The sequence below is a fragment of the Rhodanobacter sp. Root627 genome, from assembly GCF_001427835.1.
GTDB classification, from domain to species: domain Bacteria; phylum Pseudomonadota; class Gammaproteobacteria; order Xanthomonadales; family Rhodanobacteraceae; genus Rhodanobacter; species Rhodanobacter ginsenosidimutans.
Genome location: NZ_LMGW01000002.1, coordinates 1,059,802 through 1,086,772, shown reverse-complemented (window position 1 = coordinate 1,086,772; position 26,971 = coordinate 1,059,802). Strand labels below are relative to the sequence as shown.

At 68.4% G+C, this 26,971-nt stretch carries 26 protein-coding genes; 12 read left to right on the top strand and 14 right to left on the bottom strand.

Annotation, left to right across the window (positions count from 1 at the left end):
- The first annotated feature begins 1 nt into the window (after position 1).
- On the top strand, positions 2 to 646 hold the full coding sequence (locus ASD68_RS11950) for a hypothetical protein (protein WP_056607576.1): 645 nt from the start codon (positions 2 to 4) through the stop codon (positions 644 to 646).
- Positions 647 to 747: 101 nt separating this feature from the next.
- Here ASD68_RS11950 and kduD read toward each other — a convergent pair whose 3' ends face one another.
- Together kduD and kduI are read right to left on the bottom strand one after the other, a co-directional pair.
- On the bottom strand, positions 748 to 1,503 hold the full coding sequence (kduD, locus tag ASD68_RS11945; RefSeq protein ID WP_056607023.1) for a 2-dehydro-3-deoxy-D-gluconate 5-dehydrogenase KduD: 756 nt from the start codon (positions 1,501 to 1,503) through the stop codon (positions 748 to 750).
- Between the two features lie 7 nt (positions 1,504 to 1,510).
- Positions 1,511 to 2,359: a 5-dehydro-4-deoxy-D-glucuronate isomerase gene (gene kduI / locus ASD68_RS11940; protein ID WP_056607018.1), complete on the bottom strand. Its 849-nt coding sequence runs from the start codon at positions 2,357 to 2,359 to the stop codon at positions 1,511 to 1,513.
- 337 nt (positions 2,360 to 2,696) lie between these two features.
- Here kduI and ASD68_RS11935 point away from each other — a divergent pair, with 337 nt between their 5' ends.
- Both ASD68_RS11935 and ASD68_RS11930 read left to right on the top strand, forming a co-directional pair.
- Entirely contained in the window at positions 2,697 to 4,205 is a 1,509-nt protein-coding gene (locus ASD68_RS11935) for an altronate dehydratase family protein (RefSeq protein WP_056607015.1), read from the top strand.
- A gap of 56 nt (positions 4,206 to 4,261) precedes the next feature.
- Positions 4,262 to 5,716, top strand: coding sequence for a mannitol dehydrogenase family protein (locus tag ASD68_RS11930; RefSeq protein WP_235578741.1), 1,455 nt, complete (start codon positions 4,262 to 4,264; stop codon positions 5,714 to 5,716).
- A 106-nt stretch (positions 5,717 to 5,822) separates the two neighbouring features.
- On the opposite strand, the gene hemF is transcribed toward ASD68_RS11930, so the two are convergent.
- Both hemF and ASD68_RS11920 read right to left on the bottom strand, forming a co-directional pair.
- Entirely contained in the window at positions 5,823 to 6,725 is a 903-nt protein-coding gene (gene hemF, locus ASD68_RS11925) for an oxygen-dependent coproporphyrinogen oxidase (RefSeq protein WP_056607012.1), read from the bottom strand.
- Positions 6,726 to 6,947: 222 nt separating this feature from the next.
- Entirely contained in the window at positions 6,948 to 7,652 is a 705-nt protein-coding gene (locus ASD68_RS11920; RefSeq protein ID WP_056607009.1) for a YdcF family protein, read from the bottom strand.
- A gap of 159 nt (positions 7,653 to 7,811) precedes the next feature.
- Here ASD68_RS11920 and ASD68_RS11915 point away from each other — a divergent pair, with 159 nt between their 5' ends.
- From ASD68_RS11915 to ASD68_RS11890, 6 genes are all read left to right on the top strand, one after another.
- A complete protein-coding gene (locus ASD68_RS11915; RefSeq protein ID WP_056607006.1) occupies positions 7,812 to 9,005 on the top strand; it encodes a beta-ketoacyl-[acyl-carrier-protein] synthase family protein in 1,194 nt (397 codons plus the stop codon).
- A complete protein-coding gene (locus tag ASD68_RS11910; RefSeq protein WP_056607003.1) occupies positions 9,002 to 9,793 on the top strand; it encodes a beta-ketoacyl synthase chain length factor in 792 nt (263 codons plus the stop codon). Before ASD68_RS11915 ends, ASD68_RS11910 begins: the two co-directional genes overlap by 4 nt.
- Positions 9,790 to 10,545, top strand: a complete 756-nt coding sequence (locus ASD68_RS11905; RefSeq protein ID WP_056083398.1) for a glycosyltransferase family 2 protein — start codon at positions 9,790 to 9,792, stop codon at positions 10,543 to 10,545. The genes ASD68_RS11910 and ASD68_RS11905 overlap by 4 nt, the downstream gene beginning before the upstream one ends.
- A 49-nt stretch (positions 10,546 to 10,594) precedes the next feature.
- Positions 10,595 to 11,857, top strand: coding sequence for a cation:proton antiporter (locus ASD68_RS11900; RefSeq protein WP_056083396.1), 1,263 nt, complete (start codon positions 10,595 to 10,597; stop codon positions 11,855 to 11,857).
- A gap of 2 nt (positions 11,858 to 11,859) precedes the next feature.
- Complete coding sequence (locus ASD68_RS11895) at positions 11,860 to 13,452, top strand: tryptophan 7-halogenase (RefSeq protein WP_056607000.1); 1,593 nt, start codon at positions 11,860 to 11,862, stop codon at positions 13,450 to 13,452.
- 113 nt (positions 13,453 to 13,565) lie between these two features.
- Positions 13,566 to 14,708 (top strand): Fic family protein, encoded by a 1,143-nt coding sequence (locus ASD68_RS11890; protein WP_056606995.1) that lies wholly within the window; start codon positions 13,566 to 13,568, stop codon positions 14,706 to 14,708.
- On the opposite strand, the gene ASD68_RS11885 is transcribed toward ASD68_RS11890, so the two are convergent.
- From ASD68_RS11885 to ASD68_RS11860, 6 genes are all read right to left on the bottom strand, one after another.
- A complete protein-coding gene (locus tag ASD68_RS11885; RefSeq protein WP_056606993.1) occupies positions 14,693 to 15,127 on the bottom strand; it encodes a hypothetical protein in 435 nt (144 codons plus the stop codon). The two genes, ASD68_RS11890 and ASD68_RS11885, sit on opposite strands and share 16 nt — an antisense overlap.
- A complete protein-coding gene (locus ASD68_RS11880) occupies positions 15,111 to 17,435 on the bottom strand; it encodes an MMPL family transporter (protein WP_056606991.1) in 2,325 nt (774 codons plus the stop codon). The genes ASD68_RS11885 and ASD68_RS11880 overlap by 17 nt, the downstream gene beginning before the upstream one ends.
- Positions 17,432 to 18,070 (bottom strand): LolA-related protein, encoded by a 639-nt coding sequence (locus ASD68_RS11875; protein WP_304437673.1) that lies wholly within the window; start codon positions 18,068 to 18,070, stop codon positions 17,432 to 17,434. The genes ASD68_RS11880 and ASD68_RS11875 overlap by 4 nt, the downstream gene beginning before the upstream one ends.
- Positions 18,024 to 18,977, bottom strand: a complete 954-nt coding sequence (locus ASD68_RS11870; RefSeq protein WP_056606985.1) for an acyltransferase — start codon at positions 18,975 to 18,977, stop codon at positions 18,024 to 18,026. Before ASD68_RS11870 ends, ASD68_RS11875 begins: the two co-directional genes overlap by 47 nt.
- Positions 18,974 to 19,267, bottom strand: a complete 294-nt coding sequence (locus ASD68_RS11865) for a hydroxymyristoyl-ACP dehydratase (RefSeq protein ID WP_056083378.1) — start codon at positions 19,265 to 19,267, stop codon at positions 18,974 to 18,976. The genes ASD68_RS11870 and ASD68_RS11865 overlap by 4 nt, the downstream gene beginning before the upstream one ends.
- 117 nt (positions 19,268 to 19,384) lie before the next feature.
- Entirely contained in the window at positions 19,385 to 19,654 is a 270-nt protein-coding gene (locus tag ASD68_RS11860; protein ID WP_007082529.1) for a phosphopantetheine-binding protein, read from the bottom strand.
- 94 nt (positions 19,655 to 19,748) lie between these two features.
- Here ASD68_RS11860 and ASD68_RS11855 point away from each other — a divergent pair, with 94 nt between their 5' ends.
- Complete coding sequence (locus ASD68_RS11855; protein ID WP_056606982.1) at positions 19,749 to 20,732, top strand: hypothetical protein; 984 nt, start codon at positions 19,749 to 19,751, stop codon at positions 20,730 to 20,732.
- A 26-nt stretch (positions 20,733 to 20,758) separates the two neighbouring features.
- Here ASD68_RS11855 and ASD68_RS11850 read toward each other — a convergent pair whose 3' ends face one another.
- The 3 genes from ASD68_RS11850 to ASD68_RS11840 all read right to left on the bottom strand — a co-directional run bounded on the left by ASD68_RS11850 (position 20,759) and on the right by ASD68_RS11840 (position 23,776).
- Positions 20,759 to 21,175: a hemerythrin domain-containing protein gene (locus ASD68_RS11850; RefSeq protein WP_056606979.1), complete on the bottom strand. Its 417-nt coding sequence runs from the start codon at positions 21,173 to 21,175 to the stop codon at positions 20,759 to 20,761.
- A 98-nt stretch (positions 21,176 to 21,273) separates the two neighbouring features.
- Positions 21,274 to 22,647 (bottom strand): bifunctional UDP-N-acetylglucosamine diphosphorylase/glucosamine-1-phosphate N-acetyltransferase GlmU, encoded by a 1,374-nt coding sequence (gene glmU / locus ASD68_RS11845; RefSeq protein WP_056606976.1) that lies wholly within the window; start codon positions 22,645 to 22,647, stop codon positions 21,274 to 21,276.
- Positions 22,648 to 22,690: 43 nt separating this feature from the next.
- Positions 22,691 to 23,776, bottom strand: a complete 1,086-nt coding sequence (locus tag ASD68_RS11840; protein WP_056606973.1) for a DUF748 domain-containing protein — start codon at positions 23,774 to 23,776, stop codon at positions 22,691 to 22,693.
- Between the two features lie 1,032 nt (positions 23,777 to 24,808).
- Here ASD68_RS11840 and ASD68_RS11835 point away from each other — a divergent pair.
- Together ASD68_RS11835 and ASD68_RS11830 are read left to right on the top strand one after the other, a co-directional pair.
- The gene (locus ASD68_RS11835; RefSeq protein WP_056606972.1) at positions 24,809 to 25,525 is read left to right on the top strand and encodes a glycosyltransferase; all 717 of its coding nucleotides are present in this window, start codon (positions 24,809 to 24,811) and stop codon (positions 25,523 to 25,525) included.
- 32 nt (positions 25,526 to 25,557) lie between these two features.
- Positions 25,558 to 25,926 (top strand): DUF488 family protein, encoded by a 369-nt coding sequence (locus tag ASD68_RS11830; protein ID WP_056606969.1) that lies wholly within the window; start codon positions 25,558 to 25,560, stop codon positions 25,924 to 25,926.
- An 8-nt stretch (positions 25,927 to 25,934) separates the two neighbouring features.
- Here ASD68_RS11830 and ASD68_RS11825 read toward each other — a convergent pair whose 3' ends face one another.
- Positions 25,935 to 26,864, bottom strand: a complete 930-nt coding sequence (locus tag ASD68_RS11825) for a patatin-like phospholipase family protein (RefSeq protein ID WP_056606965.1) — start codon at positions 26,862 to 26,864, stop codon at positions 25,935 to 25,937.
- Positions 26,865 to 26,971: the final 107 nt, after the last annotated feature.

Genomic DNA, 26,971 nt, shown 5'->3' with positions numbered 1-26,971 from the left:
CATGCGTCGCATCCTGTTTGCCCTGCTCCTGGTTCTGCCGCTGCTGGCCGCGGCCAGCGACAACGATATCGACAAGATCAATGGCGCCGCGCGGGTGGAGGCCGGGCAGCACGCCGGTGACGTCAGCACCGTCAATGGCGCGGTGGAGATCGGCGCCGGCGCCATCGTCAAGGAGGCTCAGACCGTTAACGGCGCGGTGACCCTGGGCGAGCGCGCGCAGGCGGCCGAGCTCAGCACGGTGAACGGCGCCATCCACCTCGGCACCGACAGCAAGGTCAACGGCGACGTCGATGCCACCAACGGCAGCGTCGAGCTGGCCAGGGGCGCCGACATCGGCGGCAAGCTCAGCAACGTCAACGGCGCCATCACGCTGGACGCGGCGCATGTGGCCGGCGGCATCGAAACGGTGGCCGGGGATATCACCGTCGGCGCCGGCTCGCAGGTGGAAGGTGGCATCCTGGTCGACAAATCCAGCAGCTGGTTTGGCGGCAACGACCGCAAGCCGACCGTGGTGATCGGCCCGCATGCCGTGGTCAAGGGCACGCTGGAATTTCGCCGCGACGTGGTGCTGAAAGTCAGCGACAGCGCGCAGATCGGCCCGGTGAAAGGCGCCACGGTGCAGACGTTCAGCGGCGCGACTCCGTAAGTTCGCGCGGCTCGTGTAGGAGCGGCTTCAGCCGCGACGCTCTTGCTTAAGATGCGAAGAGCGTCGCGGCTGAAGCCGCTCCTACAACAGCAGTGAGCCTGTTAGCGCGCCAGCCAGCCCCCATCCACCGGCAATACCGTGCCGTGCACGTAATCCGAGGCGGCTGCGGCCAGGAACACCACCGCGCCGGCCAGGTCGGCCGGCACGCCCCAGCGGCCTGCCGGGATGCGCGCCACGATCTCGCGCTGGCGCTTTTCGTCGGCGCGCAGCGCGGTGGTGTTGTTGGTTTCGAAATAGCCGGGCGCGATCGCGTTGACGTTGATGCCGTGCGCGGCCCACTCGTTGGCCAGCAGCCGGGTCAGCCCCAGCAGGCCGGATTTGCTGGCCGTATAGGAGGCCACCCGGATACCGCCCTGGAAGGACAGCATCGAGGCGATGTTGACGATCTTGCCGGGCCGCTTGCGCTCCACCAGCCGTCGCGCCACGGCCTGCGAAAGGAAGAACACGGTCTTCAGGTTCACGCCCATCACCGCATCCCAGTCCTCCTCGCTGAAATCCAGCGCGTCGTTGCGGCGGATGGTGCCGGCGTTGTTGACCAGGATATCGATGCCGCCCAGCTCGCGCTCGACGGCTTCGATGATGGCGGGGACCGGCGCGGCGGTATCCAGCGATGCCTCGACCCAGTGGAAGCGGCGCCCGGCCGCGCGCACCGCTTGGGCGGTGTCGGCCGGATCGGTGCGCCCCACGGCGGCCACGTCGGCGCCGGCTTCGGCCAGCGCGATCGCCATGGCCTGGCCCAGGCCGGTATTGGCGCCGCTGACCAGCGCCACCTTGCCCTGCAATGAGAAGGGATTCATGGCGACCTCACTTCAACTGGCAGATGTCGAGCACATGCATGTCGGTGTAATCGAGATTCTCGCCGCCCATCGCCCAGATGAAACAGTAGTTGCTGGTGCCGGCGCCCATGTGGATCGACCACGGCGGCGACACCACCGCCTCGCCGTCGGCGATCACGATGTGGCGCTGCGCATCGGGCACGCCCATGAAGTGGTAGACGCGGTCGTTTTCGCCCAGGTCGAAATAGAAGTACACCTCCGAGCGGCGGTCGTGCAGGTGCGGCGGCATGGTGTTCCACACGCTGCCGGGCTTGAGCACGGTCAGCCCCAGCAGCAGCTGCGACGAGGCGCAGGTGGCCGGCACGATGTACTGGTAGATGGTGCGCTCGTTGGAGGTTTCCAGCGCGCCGCGCTCCAGCGCCACGGCCTGGTCGATCGGGATGTGCTTCAGCTCGAAACGGGCGTGCGCGGGGGTGGAGATCAGGTAGAAACGCGCCGGGTTGGCCGGGTCCACCGACTCGAAACTCACCTCGGCGCTGCCCATCGGCACGTACAGGCCATCCTTCGGCTGCATCTCGAACACCTGGCCGTCGACGCGGATGCGGCCCACGCCGCCGCCCACGTTCACCGCGCCCAGCTCGCGCCGCTGCAGGAACGGCTGGCCGGCGGCGGAGGCCGGCTCGGTCTGCTGCGGCAGCGCCAGCGCCTGCTTCACCGGGGCGGCGCCACCGATCACGAAGCGCTCGTTGTGGCTGTAGTTGAGGCGGACCTCGTCGGCGGCGAACAAGTCGCTCATCAGGTAGCGGTCGCGCAGCTGGTCGTTGCTGGCGCCGTCCATCATGTCGGGGTGGGTGGCGTGGTAGGTCTTCTGGTACATGTCGGTCCTCATGCGGTGGGCGCGCGGCGTTCAGGGAGCGCGTGGGTCGGCAGGCCGCCGGAGCGGGTCGACGGCGGTGGGCCTGCGGCAGCCGTCGACGGTGATGAACCCCCATCATAGCCATCTGGGCAGGTTTTGGTGACCGGTGTCATCGGAGGCTGGAAGAATCCCTGTTGCCCTGCTGGGATGATGGTCAGCGCTGTGGTGGGCGGTGACTTTCGGGATGTCTTCCAACCCGGATTCGGGTGTAGCGTGATGGATTCATCGGCCGCGATGCTCGACAAGCCTGCGCCGCGGCGCTCCAATGACACCGGTTACTAGTTCGCATCCCAAAACCATGTCCTCAGATCGCTCCGCTCCGCTGACCGCCCTGCATGTCCACGCCGAGGACGATGTGGCGATCGCCCTCACCGACCTGGCCGAGGGCACCGTCGTATCGCTGGCTTCCGGTGACGTCCAGCTGCGCCAGGCCGTGCCGCAGGGGCACAAGTTTGCCGTGCGGGCGCTGGCCGCCGGTCAGCCGGTGCACAAATACGGTTTCGCGATCGGCCGCACCACCACGGCGGTGGCCGCGGGCGATTGGGTACACACGCACAACATGGCCACCGGGCTGTCGGGCACGCTGGATTACCACTACCAGCCGCTGGCCGCGGCGCCAATGCAACACACCGACCGCACCGCCGTTTTCCAGGGCTACCGCCGCGCCGATGGCCGAGTCGGCACCCGCAACGAGATCTGGGTGCTGTGCACGGTGGGCTGCGTGGCGCGCACCGCGCGGCGCATCGCCGAGCAGGCCGAGCGCCGCTTTGGCGGGCGCGTCGACGGCGTGCATGCGTTCACCCACCCGTTCGGTTGCTCGCAACTGGGCAGCGATCTGGAACACACCCGGCAGATGCTGGCCGCGCTGGCGCGCCACCCCAACGCCGGCGGCGTGTTGCTGGTGGGCCTGGGTTGCGAGTCGCTGCAGATGAAGTGGCTGCTGGAGGCGATGGACGGTATCGACCCGGCACGCCTGCGCTGGTTCAACTCGCAGCTTGCCGACGACGAGGTGGAGCAGGGACTGGCCGCGGTGGAGGAACTGGTGGCGGTGGCCGAACAGGACCGGCGCCAGCCCTGCGACCTGTCGGACCTGGTCATCGGCCTGAAATGCGGCGGCTCCGACGGCTTCAGCGGCATCACCGCCAACCCGGTGGTGGGGCGCATTGCCGACCGGGTGGCCGCGGCCGGCGGCACGCCCATCCTCACCGAGATTCCCGAGATCTTCGGCGCCGAGCGCATGCTGATGGCGCGCGCGCAGAGCCGCGAGGTGTTCGAGCAGATCGGCACCCTGGTCAACGACTTCAAGCGCTATTTCCTCGATCACGGCCAGCCGGTGCACGAGAACCCCTCGCCCGGCAACATCGCCGGCGGCATCACCACGCTGGAGGAGAAGTCGCTGGGCGCGGTGCAGAAAGGCGGCCATGCCACCGTCACCCAGGTGCTGCGCTACGGCCAGCGCGCGCAGTCGCCCGGCCTGGCCCTGCTGGAGGCGCCCGGCAACGACGCGGTATCGGCCACCGCGCTGACCGCCGCCGGTGCTACCGTGATCCTGTTCACTACCGGTCGCGGCACGCCGCTGGGCTTTCCGGTGCCGACGCTGAAAATCGCCACCAACAGCGCGCTGGCCGCGGCCAAGCCGCGATGGATCGACTTCGACGCGGGCGCGTTGCTGGATGGTCGCGGCATGGAGGCCTTGGCCGACGCGCTGCAGCAACTGGTGCTGGACACGGCGTCGGGAAAACCGGCCCGCAACGAGATCAACGACGAGCGCGAGATTGCCTTGTGGAAGACCGGAGTCACCCTGTGAGCCGCGCGAAAGCCGCCGTCACCGGTGCCCCCACCGCGCTGCTCGGCCCGGACACGTTGCCCGCACCGGCGACCCACCTGGCGCTACCCGACTATCCGCTGGACGCCATCAGCATCGGCATCGTCCATCTGGGGCCCGGCGCCTTCCACCGTGCCCACCAGGCCGTGTTCATCGATCGCCTGCTGGCGCGCGAACCGGGTTGGGGCATCTGCGCGGTATCGCTGAAAAGCCGCGGCCTGCGCGATGCGCTGCGGCCGCAGCATGGCCTGTACACGATGGCGGTACTGGATCAGCAGGTGTCCTACCGGGTGATCGGCGCGCTGCGCGAAGTGCTGGTGGCCGCGGAGGATCGCGAGCGCGTGCTGGAGCGGCTGGCCAACCCGCAGACCCGCATCGTTACCCTCACCGTCACCGAGAAAGGCTATTGCCTGGATGCCCGCGGCGAGCTGGACCTGCGCCACGTGGACGTGATGCACGACCTGGCCACGCCGCAGCAACCGGCCAGCGCCCTCGGCTTTCTCGTCGAAGGTCTGCGCCGTCGCCACGTGCGCGGGCTGGCGCCGTTCACCACGATCAGCTGCGACAACCTGGTCGACAACGGCCTGCGCCTGCGCGCCGCCGTGCTGCGACTGGCCACGGCGCAAGGCAGTACCGCGTTGGCGCGCTGGATCGAGCAGGAAGCGACCTTCCCCCGCACCATGGTGGACAGCATCGTGCCGGCCACGGATACCGCCCTGTGCCAGCGCGTGAGCGAGGCGCTGGGCGTGCGCGACCAGTGGCCAGTGCAGCGCGAGGCGTTCAGCCAGTGGGTGATCGAGGACGCGTTCTGCAACGAGCGCCCCGATTTCGCCAGCGTCGGCGTCACCCTCACCGGCGACGTGCCGGCGTACGTGCGCGCCAAGCTGCGCCTGCTCAACGGCGCGCATTCCTCGCTGGCCTATCTGGGCCTGCTGCTGGGCCACGCCAGCGTGGGCGATGCCATGGACGACCCGGCGCTGGCCGCGTTCGTGCGCCGCCTGATGATGGAGGACATCCAGCCCACCCTGGTCAGCCCGCCCGGCATGGATCTGGCCGCCTACACCGAGTCGATCCTGCAGCGCTTCCGCAACCCCACGATCCGCCACGAGCTGGCGCAGATCGCGTGGGACGGTTCGCAGAAACTGCCGTTCCGCCTGTTCGGCACGATTCTCGACCACCTGCGCAGCGGCCACCCGATCGAACGGCTGTGCCTGCCGGTGGCGGCATGGATGCATTTCGTGCGGCAACGGGCGCAGGCGGGCGAGACGCTGGTCGATCCGCTGGCGCCGGAACTGCTCAGGATCGGCCGCGCCTGCGTGAACGAGGTGGCGCACGACCTGCCGGCGTTTCTCGCGCTCGACGCCGTGTTCCCGCCCGCGCTGACGGGCAACCGCCGTTTCGTCGATGCCATGGCGCAGGCTTATGACTGCTTGCGGCTGAAGCCCGAACGCCTGGCGAAAATGTTGCGCGAAACCGATGTGGCGTTGCGCTGAGTCACCGAACCAACCTGTGGGAGCGACTTCAGTCGCGATGCTGTTGCTGTGAAACTCCAAGGCAGGAGCATCGCGACTAAAGTCGCTCCCACAGCGAAACCGGACCCTACAGCCAGTCGCGGGGCTTCAGGTAAGCCGCCAGCTTCGCCTCGGCCGAGCCGGGTTCCGGCTCGTACGCGTACTCGAAACGCACCCGTGGCGGCAGGCTCATCAGGATCGATTCGGTGCGCCCGCCCGACTGCAGGCCGAACAGGGTGCCGCGGTCGTAGACCAGGTTGAACTCCACGTAGCGTCCGCGCCGGTACAACTGGAACTCGCGCTCGCGTTCGCCGTAAGGCGTGTCCTTGCGGCGCTCCACGATAGGCAGGTAGGCGTCGAGAAAGCCCTCGCCCACGTCGCGGGTGAAGGCGAAGCAGCGCTCGAAACCGCCCTCGTTCAAGTCGTCGTAGAACAGTCCGCCCACGCCGCGGGTCTCGTCGCGGTGCTTCAGGTAGAAGTACTCGTCGCACCACTGCTTGTAACGCGAATAGACGTCCATACCGTACGGCTCGCACAAGTCGCGCGCCACCGAGTGCCAGTGCTGCACGTCTTCGTCCACCGGATAGAACGGGGTGAGGTCGAAACCGCCGCCGAACCACCACACCGGCTCCACGCCCTCCTTGCTGGCCTCGAAATAGCGCACGTTGGCGTGGGTGGTGGGCACGTGCGGGTTTTTCGGGTGCAGCACCAGCGACACGCCGGTGGCGATGAAGCTGCCGCCGGCTAGGTCGGGCCGGTGCGCGGTGGCGCTGGGCGGCAGCTGGTTGCCGGACACGCGCGAGAAATTCACCCCGGCCTGCTCGAACACCGCGCCATCGCGCAGCACGCGGGTGCGCCCGCCACCACCGGCGGGGCGCTGCCAGGCGTCTTCCTCGAAACGGGCGCTGCCGTCGGCCTGCTCGATCGCGCTGCAGATGCGATCCTGCAGATCGCGCAAAAAGGTTTCGGCAAGATCGGCTTGCTGGCTCATCGTGGGGCTCGTCGCGGGGGAATGGCGCAAGCTTAGCAAGCGACCCCGGGGTACCTCTGCGGCGGGGTGCCGCGGCGGGCTGAGCTGGATCAGGTTCCGGGTGGTTTTGTCATCCAGGCGGCGCAAACTACTGTAGGAGCGACTTCAGTCGCGACGCTCTTGCTCCGGTACCTCAAGGTAGAAGCGTCGCGACTGAAGTCGCTCCTACAGTGTTCTTGAGCGTCAGCTGATCCGTTCGGTCATGCGGTGGCGCCCGGTCAGGCGCGCCCAGCGCAGGCCGATGTCGATCCACATCAAGTAGGTCGCTTCCATCAGCAACAGGCCGACGTAACGCGGCCGTTTCGGCAACACCGGCTCGGCGGCGATCGGCACGCTGTCGAAGCCCAGCCGCCGGGCCAGTAGCAGGCAGCGCGCCAGGTGGTAGCGGCTGGTGACCAGCGCCACGGTGGGCAGCTCGCCGGCGGGCGGTTGCGCCTGCAGCAGGCGGCGGGCGTGGCGCAGGTTTTCCAGCGAATCGATCGAATCCTGCTCCAGCTCGATTTGCGCCACTGCGGGCAGGCCGCGCCGTTGCAGCCAGGCCAGGCCGGCTTCGGCCTCGCTGCGGTTGCCGCCGCTGCGGCCGCCCAGCAACAGCAGGTGATCCACCTGTTGTTGCCGAAGCAAGGCCATCGCCCGGCGCAGACGCAGGCGGTAATCGCGCTGCGGGTGGTCGTGCCCCAGCCGCTGCCCGAACACCAGCACGGTCATCCGGCGCGGCGGCGCCAGCGGGCTGCGCACGGCAATCCGCCAGACATGGATCAGGTAGCCCAGCCACACCAACCCGGCACTCAGCAGCATGACCAGCACCGTCACCAGCGCGGCGTATTGCACGTCGCGATCGCGCAGGTAGCGCAGGCGTCGTTGCGCGGGGGAAAGGCTGGGAGACAAGGGTGGGTGCATGCAAGAAAGAGAGGCAGTGTGCGCAAACGCCCCCACTCGCGCAATTCCGTGAAGGCAACCCTCACATTCGTCGCGGCGGCGACAAGGCGCCGATCAGACTAGGCAAGCCCCGGAGCGCCCGCTACGCTCCGGCGGATGTCTTTGTCGATGATGCCTCTCGCGGTTACCGCGTACACCGCCACTTCCGCCATGGGCCACGGCCTGGACGCGCAGCGCGAAACGCTGGAGCGCATGCGCAGCGGCCTGCGTCCCAACGATTTCAGCAGCGCGCCGCTGGCGTGCTGGATCGGTCGGGTCGATGGGCTGGAGCAGGCCGCCCTGCCCGCGGAACACGCGTCCTGGGAATGCCGCAACAACCGGCTGGCCTGGCTGGGGCTGAACCAGGACGGCTTCCTGGCCCAGGTGCAGGAAGCGCGGCAGCGCCATGGCGCCAGCCGCATCGGTCTGTTCGTGGGCACGTCCACCTCCAGCATCGGTGCCACCGAGGAGGCCTATCGGCGGCTCGATGCCAATGGCAATTTCCCCGCCGACATGCAGCGCCCGGCGATCCATGCGCCGCACTCGCTGGCGGCTTTCGTCGCCGCCGCGCTGGGGCTGGAAGGCCCCTGCCTCACCGTGTCCACCGCCTGCTCGTCCAGCGCCAAGGTGTTCGCCAGCGCGCAGCGGATGATCGCGCTGGGGTTGATCGACGCAGCCGTGGTGGGCGGCGTGGATACCTTGTGCGACAGCGTACTGTTCGGCTTCAACGCGCTGGAGCTGGTGTCGACCCAACCGTGCCGCCCGTTCGACGTGGCGCGCGATGGCATCTCGATCGGCGAGGCGGCGGGCTTCGCCCTGCTGCAGCGGGTGGAAGCGGCGCCGCAGGCACCACGGCTGCTGGGCTACGGCGAGGCCAGCGACGCGCACCACATGTCCACGCCGCATCCGCAGGGGCTGGGCGCGGGGCTGGCGCTGCATGCGGCGCTGGCGCGGGCCGGGCTCGAGGCGGCGCAGGTGGACTACCTCAACCTGCATGGCACGGCCAGCCAGAAGAATGACGAGGTGGAAGCCGCGCTGGTCAGCCGCACGTTTCCCGCCACCACGCGGGCCAGTTCCACCAAGGGCTTCACGGGCCACACGCTGGGCGCATCCGGCATCCTGGAGGCCACCGTGGCGCTACAGGCGATCGAACACGGCCTGGTCCCCGGCAATCTCGGTGGCGACACGCCGGACCCGGCCTGCGGCCCCAGCTTCGCCTGGCGCAACGAGCACCAGCCAGTCCAGGTGGCGTTGAGCAATTCGTTCGGTTTCGGCGGCAACAACGCCTGCCTGGCGTTCGCGGCGGCGGGGTTTGCGGCATGAGCGCGCTGCGGATTCACGTCGACGGCATGGGTCTGTGGTCGCCGCAACTGGGTGATTTCGATGCCTTGCGCAGCCTGCTCGATGGTGGTTCGCCGCCACCGCCGCCGGCGCGCCCGGCGGCGGCCAGGATGGCGCCGAACGAGCGCCGTCGCGCACCGGAAAGCGTGCTGCTGGCGGTCGAGGTGGCCGGCCAGGCGGTGGCCATGAGCGGGCGCGAGGCGGCCAGCCTGGCCTGCGTTTTCGCCTCGTCGCATGGCGAGCAGTCGATCACCGATTACATGTGCGCCACGCTGGCGCACTCGCCAACCGAACTGTCGCCGACCCGCTTCCACAACTCGGTGCATAACGCGCCGGTCGGCTACTGGACGATCGCGGTGGGTTGTCACGAGCCGTCCACCGCCGTGTGCGCGCATCGCGCCAGTTTCGGCGCGGGCCTGCTGGAGGCCGCCGGCCAGGTGCTGGCCGAGCAGCGGCCCGTGCTGCTGGTATGCGCCGACACCGCCGGCAGTGGGCCGCTGGGCAAGGTGATCGGCGGTGAACAACCGTTCGCCTGCGCATTGGTGCTGGCCCCCGCGGCGAGCCCGGCGACGCGGGCGCGGCTCGATATCCAGCTGAATGCCGGTGGCGAAGGGACCGATCTGGAGCCGCCGCTGAGTGGCTGGCGCGCGGGCAACGCATCCGCCGAAGCACTGCCGTTGCTGGCCATGCTGGCCCGCGGCACCGGCCGCTGCCAGCTGGCTGCCGGCCCCCGACTGGGCTTGCAGATCGACACGGAGGCGGTCGCTTGAACACCCCGCGCTGGTGCGTGCTGATTCCCTGCCTCAATGAAGAGGCGGCCATCCAGTCGGTGGTGGAATCCGTGCTGGCGCTGGGCGCACCGGTGATCGTGATCGACGACGGCTCGGACGACCGCACCCCGGAGATCGTGGCCGCGCTGCCGGTGACCTTGTTGCGCCACACGCACCGCCGCGGCAAGGGCGAAGCCCTGCGGCGCGGCTTTCGCGAAGCACTGCGCCAGGGTTACGACGCCGTGGTGACGATGGATGGCGACGGCCAGCACCTGGCCAGCGACATTCCGCGCATTGCCGCCGCCGCCGCCCGCTACCCGGACCACATCGTGATCGGCGCGCGCCTGCTGGACAGGGATCAGCAGCCCAAGGGCCGCCGCCGCGCCAACGCCGTGGCCGACTGGGGCGTCTCCTGGGCCTGCGCCCAGCCGGTGGCCGACACCCAGAGCGGGCAGCGCTGGTATCCGCGCGCGGCGCTGGAACTGGTTGATCTGCCGGCGGAAAATTTTGTGTTCGAGGCGGCCATCCTGATTGTCGCCTCGCGCGAGAAGAAGCTTGGCGTGGTCTCCGTGCCGATCGCTTCGCGCTACCATGGCTCGTTCCGACCCAGCCATTTCAGCCCGGTGCGCGATGTGGTCCGCATCACGGTTTACACCATTGGCCGGGTCGTGCATTACGGCCATATCATGGCCAGCCATCGTCGATCGCGTGGTACGCCGACGATCGTGCAGGACCAGTTGGGGGTTGTCTGACGAGGGGTTGTACGACCAGGGGTTACAGGTAGTTTCGGGGAGAAGGCAAGTGTTGTTGTTGCAGCTGGTCGTGATATTGACCGCGTCGAGGACGCTGGCGTGGGTGTTGCGCTGGCTTGGCCAGCCGCGGGTGATCGGGGAAATGCTGGCCGGCCTGGCACTGGGGCCGATATTGCTGGGCACCGTGGCGCCGGAGTGGCAACAGTGGCTGTTCGCCGCCGACACACTGCCCGCGCTGGATGCGCTGAGCCAGCTCGGCCTGGTGTTGTTCATGCTGATCGTGGGTGCCGAACTGCGCCTGCCTGCCGGCTCGCATCGCTCGCTGCGCGCCGCCGGCGCGGTCGGCGTGCTGGCGGTGCTGCTGCCGATGGCGCTGGGCCTGCTGATCGCGCCCAGCCTGCAGGCGCGATTCGCCCCGCCGGGGGTTTCGTTCTGGGCGTTCGCGATGTTCCTGGCCGCGGCCATCGGCATCACCGCGATGCCGGTGCTGGCGCGCATCCTCAAGGACTCGCGCCGCACCTGCACGCCCGTGGGCCAGCTCGCCCTGGCCAGTGCCGCGGTGGCCGATGTGCTGGCCTGGCTGGCGCTGGCGTTTGCCATGGCGATGGCCTCGTCGAACGGCGACTGGACGCCGTTCCTGCGCGCCTCGATCGGCGTCGTCGCGATGATCCTGCTGTGCCTTGGCGTGTTGCGCCCGTGCCTGGCGTGGCTGTTGCGACGCCACGCGCAGCAAGGCCACCCCGACAGCTACATGCTGGCCCTGCTGCTGATCGGCACGTTCGCCTGCGGTGCGCTGACCCACTGGATGCATCTGCACGCGGTGTTCGGCGCCTTCCTGTTTGGCGTGGCCTTGCCGCGCAACGATGCGCTGCTGGCCAGCCTGATCCTGCGGCTGGAGAACATCACCGTGATGGCGCTGCTGCCGGTGTTCTTCGCGCTGGCCGGCCTCAGCACCACCGCCGCGGCGCTGGACATCCAGGCCTTCGGCGCGCTGGCCCTGATCCTGCTGGTGGCGGCGTCCGGCAAGCTGTTCGGCGGCGCCGTGGGCGCGCGGCTGGGCGGTTACCGCTGGCGCGACGCCTTCGCGGTGGGCTCGCTGATGAACGCCCGCGGCATGATGGAGCTGATCGTGCTGAAGGTGGGCCTGGATGCCGGGGTGATCGGGCCGCAACTGTTCACCATCCTGCTGCTGATCGCCATCATCACCACGATGATGGCCACCCCGATGCTGGTGGCCCTGGATCGCCGGCCCGCGCCAGCGCGGCCGATGATCCCCGCTGACACCATCCCGCACGCCCCCCCACTGGAGTAAACATGACCGCCACCACGGACGGCCAGACCACACACGACGTCGTCATCCTGGGCGGGGGCCTTGCCGGTCTGACCCTGGCGCTGCAACTGCACGACCGGCTTCCCGGGCTCGACATCGTGGTGCTGGAACGCGCCACCCATCCGCTGCCGCTGGCCGCGCACAAGGTGGGCGAATCCACCGTCGACATCGGCGCGCATTACTTCGGCGAAACCTTGGGCCTGCGCGATTATTTGCAGCGCGAACACATCCTGAAGTTCGGCCTGCGCTACTTCTTCACCCACGGCAGCAGCGCGATCGATGCCGTTGCCGAACTGGGCGTCAGCGAGGTCTTCCCCGCCCCCAGCTACCAGCTGGACCGCGGCATCTTCGAGAACTTCCTGGGCCAGGAAGTGGTTCGCCGCGGCATCGATTTCCGCCAGGGCAGCCGCGTGCGCGGCTTCGACCTGGGCAAGGGCAGCGACGGCCATGTCGTGCGCTGCAGCGACGCGGATGGCGAGCACGTGCTGCATGCGCGCTGGCTGGTCGATGCCTCCGGCCGCGCCGGCCTGGTGCGGCGGCGGTTGGAGCTCACGGTGGACAACGGCCACCACGTCAATGCCGCCTGGTTCCGCGTCGACGAGCGACTCAAGCCCGACGACTGGTCCGATGACCCGGACTGGCGCCGCCGCTGCACGCCGCCGGAGCGCTGGCGTTCCACCAACCACCTGTGCGGCCCCGGCTACTGGGTGTGGCTGATTCCGCTGGCCTCGGGCGCGCATTCGGTCGGCATCGTGGCCGACGCGGCCATGCACCCGCTGGAGGAGTTCAACACCTTCGACCGTGCCCAGGCGTGGCTGGCGCGCCATCAGCCGGCAGTGGCGCGCGAGGTGGCACGGTGTGCCGACAAGCTGCTGGATTTCCGCTTCCTGCGCAATTATTCCTACGGCTGCTCGCAGCTGTTCAGCGCCGACCGCTGGGCGCTGGCCGGCGAGGCCGGTGCGTTCCTCGACCCGTTCTATTCCCCCGGCAGCGACTTCATCGCCATCGGCAACACCTACATCTGCCAGCTGATTGCCGACGATCACGCCGGCCTGCCGCTGGCGCCGCGCGTGCGCAGCTACGAGCGGCTGTACCAGTCGTTCTACGACAGCATGCTGCAGATCTTCCGCGACCAGTACCCACTGTTCGGCGACGTCACCGTGATGGCCGCCAAGATCATCTGGGACCACGCGTTCTACTGGGGCGTGCTGTGCCAGCTGGTGTTCCAGCAGCGGCTGGCCGACGTGGCGCTGTTCGCCGACGTGGCACCCGAGCTGGCGCTGGCGCAGGAGCTCAACCAGCGCATGCAGGCGCGCTTCCGCCAATGGCACGAAACCACCACGCCGCAAAACCCGCCGGTGATCTTCGACCAGCGCCAGCTGCCGTGGTTCGTCGCCCTCAACGAGGGCATGCACGACACCCTGGACGACGCCGGCGTGCGCGAGCGGCTGCGTGAGAACGTGCGCCTGCTGCAAGGTCTGGCGGACGCCATCGACGCGCAGGCCGCCGCCGGCGCGGACGTGGACGCCACGCCTTCCGGCCAGCCACAGCCGATGTTGTTCATGGCGCCGGGCTGAACCGGACGGTCGCGCGGGTGAACGCTGGTCAGCGAGCCGAATAAACACCATAATCGGCTCATTCAATGAGCTGAATAGGTCTGCTAATCGGCTCACAACCCGGAGCGCCGCGCTTGGACAGTCCCCGCTGGATCTGGCAAAAGCCGCATTGGCCGCATTTTCGCTGGCAGGCCGAAACGCTGGCACCCCTGCTGCGTGACTGCCAGCACGCCCAAGGCCGGCTGCTGGGCATGGCGGGCGCCGTCGCGGGTGAACCCCGGGCGCAGGACGAGCTGGACACCTTGCTGCAAAACATCATCACCTCGTCGGCGATCGAGGGGGAGTCGCTCAACGTCGGATCGGTGCGCTCGTCGCTGGCCCGCCGATTGGGTGTTGCCGTCGACGCAGGCGCGCGCCCCACCCCGCGCAGCGAAGGTCTGGCCGAGTTGATGTTCGATGCCATCCAGCACAGCGATACACCGCTGGATATGCCGCGCCTGTTGCATTGGCATGTGTGGTTATTTCCCCAACCTGACACCTTGCTCGCGCACCCGGTTCGCGTCGGTCGACTGCGCGGCGACGAGCCGATGCAGGTGGTGTCCGGGCGCATCGATCGACCCACCGTGCATTTCGAGGCGCCGCCGCGCGCGGGGTTGGAAACCGAGCTCAATGCCTTCCTCGACTGGTTCAACGCCAGCCGTGGCGATACCCGCCTCGACCCGCTGTTGCGCGCCGGCATTGCCCACTTCTGGTTCGTCACCCTGCATCCCTTCGACGATGGCAATGGTCGACTCACCCGCGCCATCACGGATCTTGCGTTGGCCCAAGGCGAACACCAGGCCATCCGCTTTCATGCCATGTCGGCCAGCATCCTGGGCGACCGCGCGGGCTACTACCGCGTGCTGGAATCCAGCCAGAAGGCCGATCTCGACATCACGGCCTGGCTGCACTGGTTTCTGTCCACATTGTTGAACAGCCTGCAGCAAGCGCTGCAGCGCATCGATCGCGTGCTGGCCAAGGCGCGCTTCTGGCAGCAGCACCATCACCATGGCTTGTTGCCCGAGCAGATCAAGCTGCTCAACCGCCTGCTCGATGGCGGCGAGCGCGGCTTCGAAAGCGGCATCAGCGCCGCCAAATACCAGGCGCTGGCTAGGGTATCCAAGGCCACCGCCACCCGTCATCTGGCGGACCTGTTGGACAAGGGGTGCCTGGAGCGGCTGCCGGGCGGCGGCCGCAGCACGCGGTATCAAATCAAGGCGGTTCAGCCGACCGCGTAGATCACGGCCGCGCGACCCGTCGCCAGCACGCGGCCGCGATGCTCGACGCGGAACGCGTATTGCGCGCCGCTGTCGTCGGCGTAGAGGCATTCGGCATGGACGTCCAGACGGCCATCCAGGCTGTCGACATATTCCTCGTGCAACTGCACATCGCGCAGGCTGACCAGCCGCCCCGGCCGCACTTTCTCCACGCCATCCGCCTGTGCCAGCAGCGCGCCGTGGACGGCCATGGCCTGGGCGCCGTATTCGGCCAGGTGCACGGCGTGCAAGCCGTGTTCGCCGCGCAGCGGGTTCTCGGGACGCGCGTGGCCGGCGCTGATGGCGTGGATGGTTTTCTCGTCCCACGCCAGCACGCCGTCGAGCAGGCACATCGTGCCCGCGTGCGGGATCAAATGAGCCCAGTCAGCTTTCGGAAGCATGCGGCGCCATCAGGATGGACAGGCAGAAGTGGAACGCCACGCCCAGGCTCACGGTGAGCCCGATCGCGCGCAGCACCGGGATCGTGGCCCACGCCAGCATGCCGAACACCAGCAGCGCGGACAGCACGCACACCAGCGTGGCGTGCAGCGTGCGCCGCTGCTCGGCCGGGTCGCCGGTGTCGCGTTCGAAGAACAGCGCGTAATGCAGGCCCAGCCCGCCGGCCAGGATCAGCGCCACCAGGTGGAACAGCGAGATCTCGATACCGGCCATGCGCTCCACCGCCAGCACCAGGAAGGTGGCCAGCGTCATCGGCGCCAGCACGTGCCAGGCGCGGCGCACGCTGCGCAAGGCGAAGCTGATGGTCAGCACCAGCAGCACCGCCGCGGCCAGCAGCGCCTGCAGGATGCGCGTGCGGTAATCGACCACCAGCGATTCGGACGCGGCCTTCAGGTCGAGCAGGCGCACGCTGCCGTGGCTGCCTTCGCCCAGCGCCTGCAGCGCGGCCACGTCGTGGACGCCGCTGACCGTACCCAGGCCCAGCCAATGGCCATCGCGCGGTACCAGCATCGCGGCGAGACGCTGGCCCAGCGGCGTCTGCGCATAGCGTTCGGGTGTCAGCGGTGGCAGCGTGCGTGCAGTGTTCACGTCATCGAGGAAGGGCTGGAACAGGTCGGCGCGGAACGGCAGGCCGTCGAGTGCTTCAGCGAGGTCATGCTGCAGCGTGGCCTGGTCGGGCAACTTCTGCTGGCGCTCGCGCTGCAGGGCGACCGCGGGCAGGTAGCGCGAGGGCAGTTCCAGCGTATCCACCGCATGCCTGGCGACCAGCGCATCGACGCGCGGCTGCAGCCGTTGCGACAGCTCCAGCACACCCTGGGCTGTCGGTGCCTGCAATACCAGCAGGTAGCGCACGTCGGGCGCGCCAAGCGCCTGGCGCAGGCGTGCGTCGTGCTGCAGCATGCTTTGCGGCAACGGCGTCAACGCCGCCAGGTTGTTCTGCCAGAACGGGCCGGGCGCCAGCGCCAGCATCGCCACGATCGCGGCGGCCACCAGCAGCGGCAGCCAACGCGGTCGCGGCAGGCGATCCACGATGTCGCGCGCGCGCACCAGCCAACCCATGTCGGCCACGTCGCGCACCCGCCGCGGCAGCAGGTGCGGCAGCAGATAACGGGTGCTGAAACCGGCCGCCAGCAGGCCCACGATGGTGAACACCGCCAGCTGCTTCAGGCCGTTCACGCCCGAGGCGTAGAAGGCGAGATAGGCGATGCAGGCCGAGGCGATGGCGGTCAGCAGCAGCGGCCACAAGCTGCGCACGCTCTGCAGCGCATCCTCGCCCGCGCGGCGATGGCTGAGCACGCGGATCGGGTATTCCTGCGCCACGCCCAGCAGGGTGAAGCCGAACGCCAGGGTGATGCCGTGCACGTCGGGGAAGGCCAGCGTCAACGCCACGATGCCGGCCAGCGCGGCGCTGGCGATGGGCAGCGCCGACAGCAGCAGCGAGCCGATGCTGCGATACGCCAGCAGCAGCAAGGCGATGAAACCCACGGTGGAAATGCGCCCGATCCAGTCCGCCTGATGCCGCGTCTGCGCGCCCACCACCACGCTGAAATAACCCGGGCCACTCAGCTCGAGCTTGGCGCCGGCGCTGCCGGGCAAGGCGTGGAACGCCTTCTCGATACCGTCGATGGCCTGTTGCTGGGCGCCGGGGTCGAAGCCCGCGGCGACTGTCTGCACCAGCAGCAGGGCTTCGTCCTGCGCCGAGAACCACACGCCGCCGCGCACCTGCGGTGACTTGGCCGGCGCCCACATCTGGGCCAGTTTCAGCACCTCCAGCGTGGGGTCGCGCGGCAGCAGGCCCTTCAGCAGGCTGGCCGCGGGCGAGGACAGCTCGTCCAGCCGCTGCTCCAGCTGGTCGGCGAGGTAAGGCTCGTCCAGCGGCTGCGTATCCAGCGTGGGCGACAGCAGGTAGCGATACGGCAACAGGGCCGGGTCCAGCGCGCCGGGATCGAAACTGCCGTTGATGACCTGGCTGTAGCGCGGGTCGTTTTTCAGCGCCGCCACCAGTCCCTGGCTGAGCGCCGCCAGCTGGTCGTCGGCGCCACCGGAAATCGCCAGCAGCAGCAATCGCGAGCCCGGGCCTTCACCCACCTGCTCCATCAACAGGCGCTGATCCGGCGTGGTTGGCGCCGGCATGAAACTGCGCAGGTCGGTGCTGATCTTCAGCCGCTGGCTGACCACCCAGCCCAGACCGGCCAGTGCCAGCAGCCACAGCACCAGCAGCGTGGTGCGCCCGCCTCCGCGCAGGCTCAAGGCGCCTCCCCGCACAGCGCCAGCAGCGATTCGCGCGTGGGTTGCGCCGGCATCTTCGCCGCCAGCGGGCCCAGCAGGTCCACCGCCAGGTCGCCATCGGCCTCGTGCATCTGCATGCAGCGCGACACGGTCGCGTAACCGTTGATGGTGATGGCGGCGATGGTGCGGGCGACCTTGGTGTCGCGCGGTACCAGGTTCAGCGTCCACTGCGCGGCGGGGTCACCGTGGTGGCTGATGGTGAACACCTGCTGCAGATGCGCCGGGTCGCCGCTGAGCAGGGCCACGAAACTGTCCAGCAGCACCTGCAGTTGCGGTGCGCGGCTCAGCGAAAAGTGGCGCGGTTTCTTGCCGGCGCGCCCCTGGGTCACCTCGCCGTCGGCGATGGTGAAGGTTTCGGCCTTGGGCTGCTCCACGCGTCGCTGCAGCTTGTCGCCACCCAGCCAGGCCAGCTCGCCGGAAATCACCAGCGGCCGATCCAGCACATGCATGAAGCGCGCTTCGGCGAAGGCGGTGTGTGCGGGCGCCGGTTGTCCCAGCGCGTTGATCAGGGCCAGCGTGGCCGATGAGGCCGGCGCCGGCGCCGCCGCTTCAGACGCCGATATGCTCGCCGACCACAGCAGCAGGCCCGACATCATCACGAGCGTCTTGCCAGAAATCATAGAAGTTGAACCAGTTGTAGGGAGCGACATGGATGTAGTGTTCCACCCGCTGTGCATACCGGGCCATCAAGGTATCCAGCGCGGGCCCGCGGTTTTGTCGTGGAATCTCGACCTGGTCGGCGAACGGCTCGAACGTCAGCCGATAGCGGTTGCCGCCCAGATAAATGCCGAAGCACAGTACCACCGGCACCTGCAGCGTATGCGCCAGCAACCAGGGGCTGACCGGGAACGGCGCGGTCGAGCCCAGGAACGGGACGCGACGCAACACCTCGTGGCCGCGGCCACGATCGGCCAGCATCGCCACCACCGCACCTTGCTGGCAGGCTTCGGCCATCGCCAGCGCGATGCTGGTGCCGTCCTGTGCCGCATCGATCACGCAGCCGCCGATCTCCGGTGCCAGCGCTTCCAGCAGTTCGGTCATCGCGGGGGTTTTCTGCTTGTCCAGCACCACCCGCAGCGGCAGCTCCGGGCGTCGCCCGCCGATCGCCCGCAGCGCCTCGAAACTGCCCTGGTGCGAACCGAACAGCAGCACGCCACGACCCAGCGCCACGCGCTGTTCCAACTGTTCCAGGCCCACCACCTCGATCCGGAACGGCCGCTCGCCATGCGCCAGCAGGAACACCCGATCCATGATCGTGGCGGCAAAGCAGTGCAGGTGTTTCATCACCTGCCATGGCGTGCCGGGCCGCCCGAACACGCGCTGCAGATAGTGCCGCGACGCCTGCCGCTCCGGCGCGCGGCGCAGGTAGAAGTAGACCGTGATCGGGTACAGGCACAAGCGGCCCAGCCGGCGGCCGCCATACAGGGCGATGTTGCGGATCAGCCACAACGCGAAACGGCCACCGCCCTCGGGGCGGCTCTGCCAGTTCTCGGTGTTGCTCATGCCGCGCCCTCGATGAGGCCGCGCGCCAGCACGGTGTCCTCCCGGCGGATCTCGAAACGCACCCGCGCCTCGGCCGACGTCAGCCGCACCGTGGCCGCTTCGTCAGGCAGCAGCGGGGCCAGGAATTTCGCCTCCACCACCCGCGCCAGCCGCTGGCCGCGCCAGGCGCGCAGCGCCAGCGCCACCTGCTCCAGCAACACCACGCCGGGCACCAGCGGCTGGCCCGGGAAATGGCCTGGCAGCGCCGGATGGGTGGCGTTGATGCAGAGGGGATGTTCGAACGCGGTCATGATGTCGCCACACGCAAGGTCATGCCCGGCCGCGTGAGTGCGCGGCCCGGACCACGGGCAAGGCATTCGCGGGGAAGCACGGCGCGATGGGGGAAAACGCCAGCGGGGCCGCAGTGTTCAGCTGACCTTGTGCTGCTCGACATGCGCCGAAAGCGTACGCAGGCTGGTGAAGATCTGCCGGTTGTCCGGGTTGTCCGAACGCAGCTGGAAACCGTAGCGCTTGGACACCGCCAGCGCGATTTCCAGTGCATCGATGGAATCGAGCCCCAGGTCGCCGCCAAACAACGGGGCGTCGGGGTCGATCTGCGCGGGGGTGACCGTTTCGAGATTCAGGCATTGCACGACCAACGTGGCCAATTCGTGTTGCGCCGCTGTCTGTTCCGCCATGCTTGCTTCCGTACTCAAATTGCATTGCCTCCCCCCGGGGGCACTGGGCGCGGAGTGTAACATAGCGCCCTTGTCTTACCCGGTTGTAACGAAGATGCAGGGATGTGAAAACCCACAGCGCGCGCCCTTGCGGCGCGCACCGCGAGTTTCCTACCGCGTGGCCGATGTCGAGGCTGCCCTGGCGGAAACCGGCACCTTGGCGTTGTTCGATTTCGGCGCGCGCGCACGGCGCGAAGACCCGCGCTGCCTGCAGGTGACGCTGGAAAGTTTCGACGCGCCGTCAACGCTGGAGATCTGGCAGGTGGATGCGCCGGTGGAATCCGGCGTCGCCGGCGACCTGCGCTGGTCGGCCGGCGGCGGCTGGTTGTACGCCGCGATCGAGCTGGACGAGCGCGACTACGGCGGCCCGCAGGCCACCGCCACCCACGCCTATGAGCAGCTGCGCGCCTTCGTCGGCCAGCGCGCCGAGCACCATGTGCTGCGCATCTGGAATTACATGGCCGCCATCAACCAGGGCGAGGGCGACGCCGAGCGTTACAAGCAGTTCTGCATCGGTCGCGCCGAGGGCATGGGCGATTTCTTCGCCGAAGGCTTCCCCGCCGCCACCGCCATCGGCCACCATGGTGAGGTGCCGCTGCTGCAGGTCTACCTGTTGGCCTGCGACCAGCCGGGCCAGCGCGTGGAAAACCCGCGCCAGGTCAGCGCCTGGCGCTACCCGCGCCAATACGGCAGCACGCCGCCCAGCTTCGCCCGCGCCATGAGCCTGCCGGCGCTGGATGCGCTGGCGATATCCGGCACCGCGGCCGTGGTGGGCCACGCCTCGGCGCACCACGACGACCTCGATGCGCAGCTTGAGGAAACCCTGGTCAACCTCGAAGCCCTGCTGGCCAGCGCCGGCATGAGCGCCGGCTTCGACACCCAGTCACCGCTGAAAGCCTACGTGCGACACGGTGTCGATGCCGCACGCGTGAACGACTTCCTGCAGCAACGCCTGCCCGGCGTACCGGTGCTGGTGCTGCACGGCGACATCTGCCGTGGTGAGTTGCTGGTGGAAATCGACGGCTGGCGCTACGCCTGAACGCGGTCTTTGCTGCGGTCGTCCGCTCAGCCGGCGGCCGCCAGCTTGTCGCCGCAATGCGCGTCGTAGGCCGGGTACAGGCGCACTTCCTCGCGCGTCCAGCGCTTGTTGAGCGCGCCCATCACCTTGCCGAAGCCGCGGGCGAACACCAGGTCGTCGTGTTCGCGTTCCATGCCGTCGAAAAAGGCCAGGATCTCGCGTGAGAGTTCCTGCATTTCGTTGGCGTATTCGTTGGCCAGCGGCTGGGTTTGCGGGTTGCCGCGCAGGGCGGGGTAGAGGTGGGTGTCTTCGTGATGCAGGTGGTCGACGATCAACTGTCGCGCCTTCTTCAGCTGGCGCTGGCCGTCCGGCGTGGAAATGCCGACGCGCCGCACCGAATCCAGCATGTCGCGCATTTGCGCGTGCTCGTTGCGGAGGTTGACGATGAGGTGGGTGGGGGACATGCGGTGACTCCGTCGCTGGGGGAGCCGGCAGCATGGCGGCCACCATACGTACCCGCACTGACCTGGGTCACGCCGCCGCCGCCGCCGACTTCCCGCGCTCAGCGCGGCTGTTTCACCGGCCGCTTCCAGCCCGGCAACGTCAGCTGTCGCCCACGCGCCACCGTGAGCTCGCCCTCGGGCGCGTCGCGGGTGATCACCGAGCCGGCCCCGATGGTGGCCTGCGCACCGATCGTCACCGGCGCCACCAGCGAACTGTTGGAGCCGATGAAGGCGCCGTCGCCGATGTGCGTCTGGAACTTGTTCACGCCGTCGTAGTTGCAGGTGATGGTGCCGGCGCCGATGTTGACGCCGCTGCCCACCACGCTGTCGCCGAGGTAGGTGAGGTGGTTGGCCTTGCTGCCCTCGCCCAGGTGCGTTTTCTTGGTTTCCACGAAGTTGCCGATGTGTACGCCCGCGTCCAGCTCGGTGCCGGGGCGCAACCGCGCGAACGGGCCGATGGTGCAGGGGCCGTGGGTGACCACGCCGTCCAGGTCGCAATGCGATTGCACCACGGTGCCCGCGGCCAGCTGCACGTTGTGCAGGCGGCAGAACGGGCCGATGTGCACGCGGTCGCCCAGCTGCACGCGGCCTTCCAGGATCACGTCGATATCCAGCTCCACGTCGCTGCCGGCCTCGACCGTGCCGCGCACGTCCAGGCGCAGGGGGTCGGCCAGGCGCACGCCCTCGCGCATCAGCGTTTCGGCGGCGCGGCGGCGGTAGGCGGCTTCCAGCGTGGACAACTGCAGCGGGTCATTCGCGCCGGCCGCTTCCAGCGGATCGTCGCATTCGACGCTGAGCGCCGGCTGGCCTTCCTGCGCGGCCATCCCGAAAATGTCGGTGAGGTAGTACTCGCCCTGGGCGTTGTTGCGATCGAGCCGCCCGATCCAGCCGCGCAGCGCCTGCGCGTCGGCCACCAGGATGCCGGTGTTGACCAGATCCACCGCGCGCTGCTGCGCATCGGCGTCCTTCTCCTCGACCACGGCCTGCACGCGACTGGCGTCATCGCACAACACGCGGCCGTAGCCCCGCGGCTGGGCCAGGTGCATGGTGAGCAGGCCCAGCGCGCTGCCGCTTTGCACCAGCCGCTGCAGCGTCTCGACGCGGGTCAGCGGCACGTCGCCATACAGCACCAGCACCCGAACGCCATCCGGCACGCCGGCCAGCGCCTGCTCCACCGCGTGGCCGGTACCCAGGCGCTCGGCCTGCAGCGCCCAGCGCAGGTCGGTCTGCTCGGCAAACGCGGCCTGCACCTGGTCGCCGCCGTGGCCGTGCACGATGTGGATCGCCGCCGGCTGCAACGCCCGCGCCGCGTTCACTACATGGGCCAGCAGGGGCTGGCCGGCCAGCGGCATCAGCACCTTGGGCCGGGCCGATTTCATTCGCGTGCCGGCGCCGGCGGCGAGGACGATTACGTGCAGGGGCGGCGTTGCCATGGTTCACCATGCAGTTCGGAAACCACGCAGGATAGCAGCGGCATCAGTCGCTTTCAGTTGCCTTCGGCGCGGGCTTCAGATCCTCCAACTGCGGCGTGTATGCCTTCACGAACGCATTGCGCAGCACGCCCACGATCGCGGCCCAGGTGCCCAGCTTCCTGTCGTCGATGCGCCCGCTGATCGGCACGCGGGTGGCGAACTGGTCCTTCGCGTGATTCTTGAACAATGAAGTGACGCCCTGCGCCACGGCTTCCCATGCCACGCGCAGCGGATTCTTCTTGTCCTCTTCCACGTCCTGTTTCCAGCTGAAGATCTCGACCCCGTGCAGCAGCGGCTTGGCGTAGCCATCGAGCTGGCCGTCGCGCGCCTCCAGCTGCATCGTGAAATCGCCGCTGCCGCCGGCGAAATCCAGCTTGGCGTAGGCGCGGGCGAAATCGTTGAGGCGGGTCAGCTGGATGTCCCTGATGCGCAGCTCGACCATGAAATCGCCGCTTCGGTCGAGCGGATCGATGCTGGCCTTGACCTCCAGCGGCGCATCCTGCAGCACCCTGGCGGTGGCCTGCAGGGTGGCCACGCGGCGGCCGTCGCGGCGGTCGGCATTGGTGAGATTGACGACGGTGCCATTCACGTCGGTCATCTTCATGTCCACCCGCGGATGCGAGGTGAAGTTGTGGAAGGTGACCGTGCTGTCGTGCACTGCCAGCTCGTCCAGCCGGATCGGCACCAGCATTTCCAGCTGGTCGCGCCAGTTCACGCCCTTGCCCGACTGGCCGCTGGCGTTGCCGTCGCCATCGACGAAATTCAGCGATGCGCGGGTGAACGCCACCTTGCCGCGCAGGCGGCCGTGGGTCAGTGCGCGCCAGCTGATCGCGATATCGGTGTGGGTGGCATCGAACAGCGGCACCGGCACCTTGCCGCTGACCTTGACCACTTTCAGCCCCTCGATGCCGTAGGCGCCGCGCCACAGGTGGATGTCCACATCGGCCAGCTGGCCGTGGTAATCGCCCATCCGCTCCATGCGCAGGTTGAGGTAGCTTTTCACCGCATACGGCAAGGCCAGCCGCGCCACCACCAGCACCACAATCACTGCCAGCAGCCAGCCGACGGAGCGGCGATATCGGAATTTCATGGGCGATCCTTTCGGGGCTCCGGCGCATTCTAGGGAGGCGAATGTGGGCGGGGCGTGGGCGGGGCGGCCTGTGGGAGCGACTTCAGTCGCGATGCTTTTTGGTTTTGATGTTGCTTGTAGAGCGAAGAGCTTTCGATCGCCTTCGGCGACCGAGTTGCTTTCTCTTTGCGTGCTCAAAGAGAAAGTAACCAAAGAGAAAGAGCACCCCGCTTACGCGCCTTGCGGGCATCCTGCCCGCAAGGTACGCGTGCGGGCTACGGGGTTTGTCGACAGTCCATCCATGGACTGACGCCAAACTGGTTCGCGTCCATGCGAACCACCCTGCGGGCTCCTCCTTCGCCCGCCCGCCGTTTCAGAGGGGCCCCGGGTAGAGCAGCGCGCCATCGTGGCGCGCACTCGGTGCGCAGCGGCGTTGCCGCTGCGAGAGCGTCGCGGCATGGGGCTTTCCTCAAAACTCCGATCACCCTGAGCGTAGCCGCGCAGCTTCGAAATCGAAGGGTGAGGCTAAGTGGCAACCCTTCGACTTCGGCCTTCGGCCTACGCTCAGGGCGAACGGTTGAGGCTGGCGGCTTTACCTTTGCCTTTCCTTTTGCCCTTGCTTCATCCCGAGTGCGGGCCAGGATGGCCCGCTGCTCTACCCGGGGCCCCTGTGCGGCGGTGAGGCGGGGTCGACAGGCCGCGGAGCGGGAGTCGACAAGGATGTCGGCTCCTTTTCGTCAGGGCAGGATGCCCTGTCGAAAAGCCCGGCCCCGGCTCACGGACTTGCCGCCCATGGATGGGCGGCAAGCGCCAAGTGGGGTGGCCTTTCTCTTTGGTTATCTTTCTCTTTGGCCACGCAAAGAGAAAGTAACTCGAGCGCCAAAGGCGATCGAAAGCTCTTGCTCTAAAGCCACATTCAAGAGCAAAAGCATCGCGACTGAGGTCGCTCCCACAGCCATTTCCCAGAGCGCAGCCGCCTAGTGGCGGCGCTAGGCATTAAACTCTGTTGTCGCTGCGCCGCGCGCAGCCTTTGTCTCGCTGAAAGGCTTCCCCATGCCGCAATTATCCGTCGTCGTTCCCGTGTTCAACGAGCGCGACAACATCCCGCCCCTGCTGGCCGAGATTGCCGCCGCGCTGCGTGGCAAGCTGGCGTTCGAGATCATCTACATCGACGACGACTCCAGCGACGACAGCCGCGCGGTGCTGGCGGCGCAGAAAGCGCTGCATCCGGAGTTGCGCGTGTTGCATCACGTCACCCGCAGCGGCCAGAGCACGGCAGTGTGGAACGGCGTGCGGGCGGCGCAGTCGCCGTGGATCGCCACGCTGGATGGTGATGGCCAGAACGATCCGGCCGACATCCCCAAATTGCTGGCCGCGCGCGATGCCGCGGCGGCCGACGTGCGGCTGTTCGCGGGCTGGCGCACCACCCGCCGTGACAGCTTCAACAAGCGCATTTCCTCGAAGGTGGCCAACGCGGTGCGCTCGCGCATGCTGCGCGACGCCACGCCGGACACCGGCTGCGGGCTGAAATTGTTCGAGCGCGAGGTGTTCCTGCGCCTGCCCTATTTCGACCACATGCACCGCTACCTGCCCGCGCTGGTGAAGCGCGCCGGCTTCCAGACCCAGAGCGTGCCGGTGGGCCACCGCCCGCGCACGGCGGGAGTTTCCAAGTACGGCATGCTGGACCGGCTGTGGGTGGGGCTGGCCGACCTGCGCGGCGTGGCGTGGCTGATGCGCCGCGGCAAGGTCACCGTGGTCGAGGAACTGTAACCGCCGCCTGCGCGCGGCCTGCGGAGGTTGTCATGGGCATCGCCATCAAACGCGTCTACGAGGCGCCCGCCGAGGGCGACGGTTACCGCGTGCTGATCGATCGCCTGTGGCCGCGCGGGCTGAAGAAGGAGGCGGTGGCGATGGATGTCTGGGCCAAGGCGTTGGCCCCGTCCACCGAACTGCGCAAGTGGTTTGGCCATGACCCGGCGCTGTGGGACGAGTTCCGCCAACGCTACGCGGCCGAGCTGGCCGACTCGGCCGACGTCTGGCAAGCGCTCGCGCGGCGATCCGCCAGGGAGCCGGTTACCTTGCTGTACGGCGCCCGCGATGAGGAGCACAACGACGCGGTGGCGTTGCAGGCGCTGATGGGGCAGTGGCTGCGCCGGCACAAGCCGCGCTGAGGCCGGCGTCAGGGATTGCGAACGGGCGCCCCGCCGCGGTGCCAGTTGGCGAGCGCCTCGCGGGTTTGTTCGTGGCCGCGTTCGATCAATTCGCTGGCGCGGTAGAACTCGTACGCGCTGGCCATGTTGCGTGGCAGCTGGATCAGCAGGTCCGGCTCGTAGGCGGCCAGCCGCAGGCGCGACAGGTTCGCCTGCATCAGATCCATCGCCTGCGTCAGCAGCTCGAACGCGCCCGGTACCGCCGGCCGGGCTTCGCCATGCGGGATCATGCGGCCGATGAAATCGCCGATGCGCTGGCGGTAGCCGTTGCCTTCGCGCGGCGCCTCCGCCGGCACGTTCGCCGGAGTGGCGACCAGCGCCGGGCCGTCCACGCTGACGGCCACCAGGTAGTCGGCCGCTTCACGGATCAGCGGCGTCACCGGCACCGGGTTGAGCAGCGCGCCGTCGATCAGGCGCCGGCCGTCGAGGGTGTACGGGCGAAACACGGTGGGGATCGCGATCGATGCGCGGATGGCGTCGAACAGGCTGCCACGGCCCAGCCACACCTCGCGCCCGCGGTCCAGGTCGGTGGCCACCGCGGTGAAGGTCAGCGGCAGCTCCTCGATCAGCGTATCGCCGACCAGGGCGCGCAGCGTCTCGATGATCTTCTCGCCCTTGATCAGGCCGCCGCCGGAGAACGTCCAGTCCACCAGCCGCAGCACGTCGAGCTTGGCCAGCGCGCTGACCCAGTCGGCGTATACATCGAGCTTGCCCATCGCGTGGATGCCGCCAATCAGCGCGCCCATCGAGCTGCCGGCGATGGCCACGATCTCGAAACCCTGCGCCTCGATCTCGCGGATCACCCCGATATGCGCCAGGCCCTTCGCGCCGCCGGCACCCAGCGCCAGCGCGACGGTGGGTTTGCGGACGGTGGAGGATGCGGGCAAGGCGTCGGTCATGGCTTCGTCGAAGGGGTCCGGGTCATCACGATACGTTGGCACCAGCCTGTGTTGAAGTCCACGCATTCTGGAACCGACAAGGTGTTTGTCCCATGATGCGGGGCGTG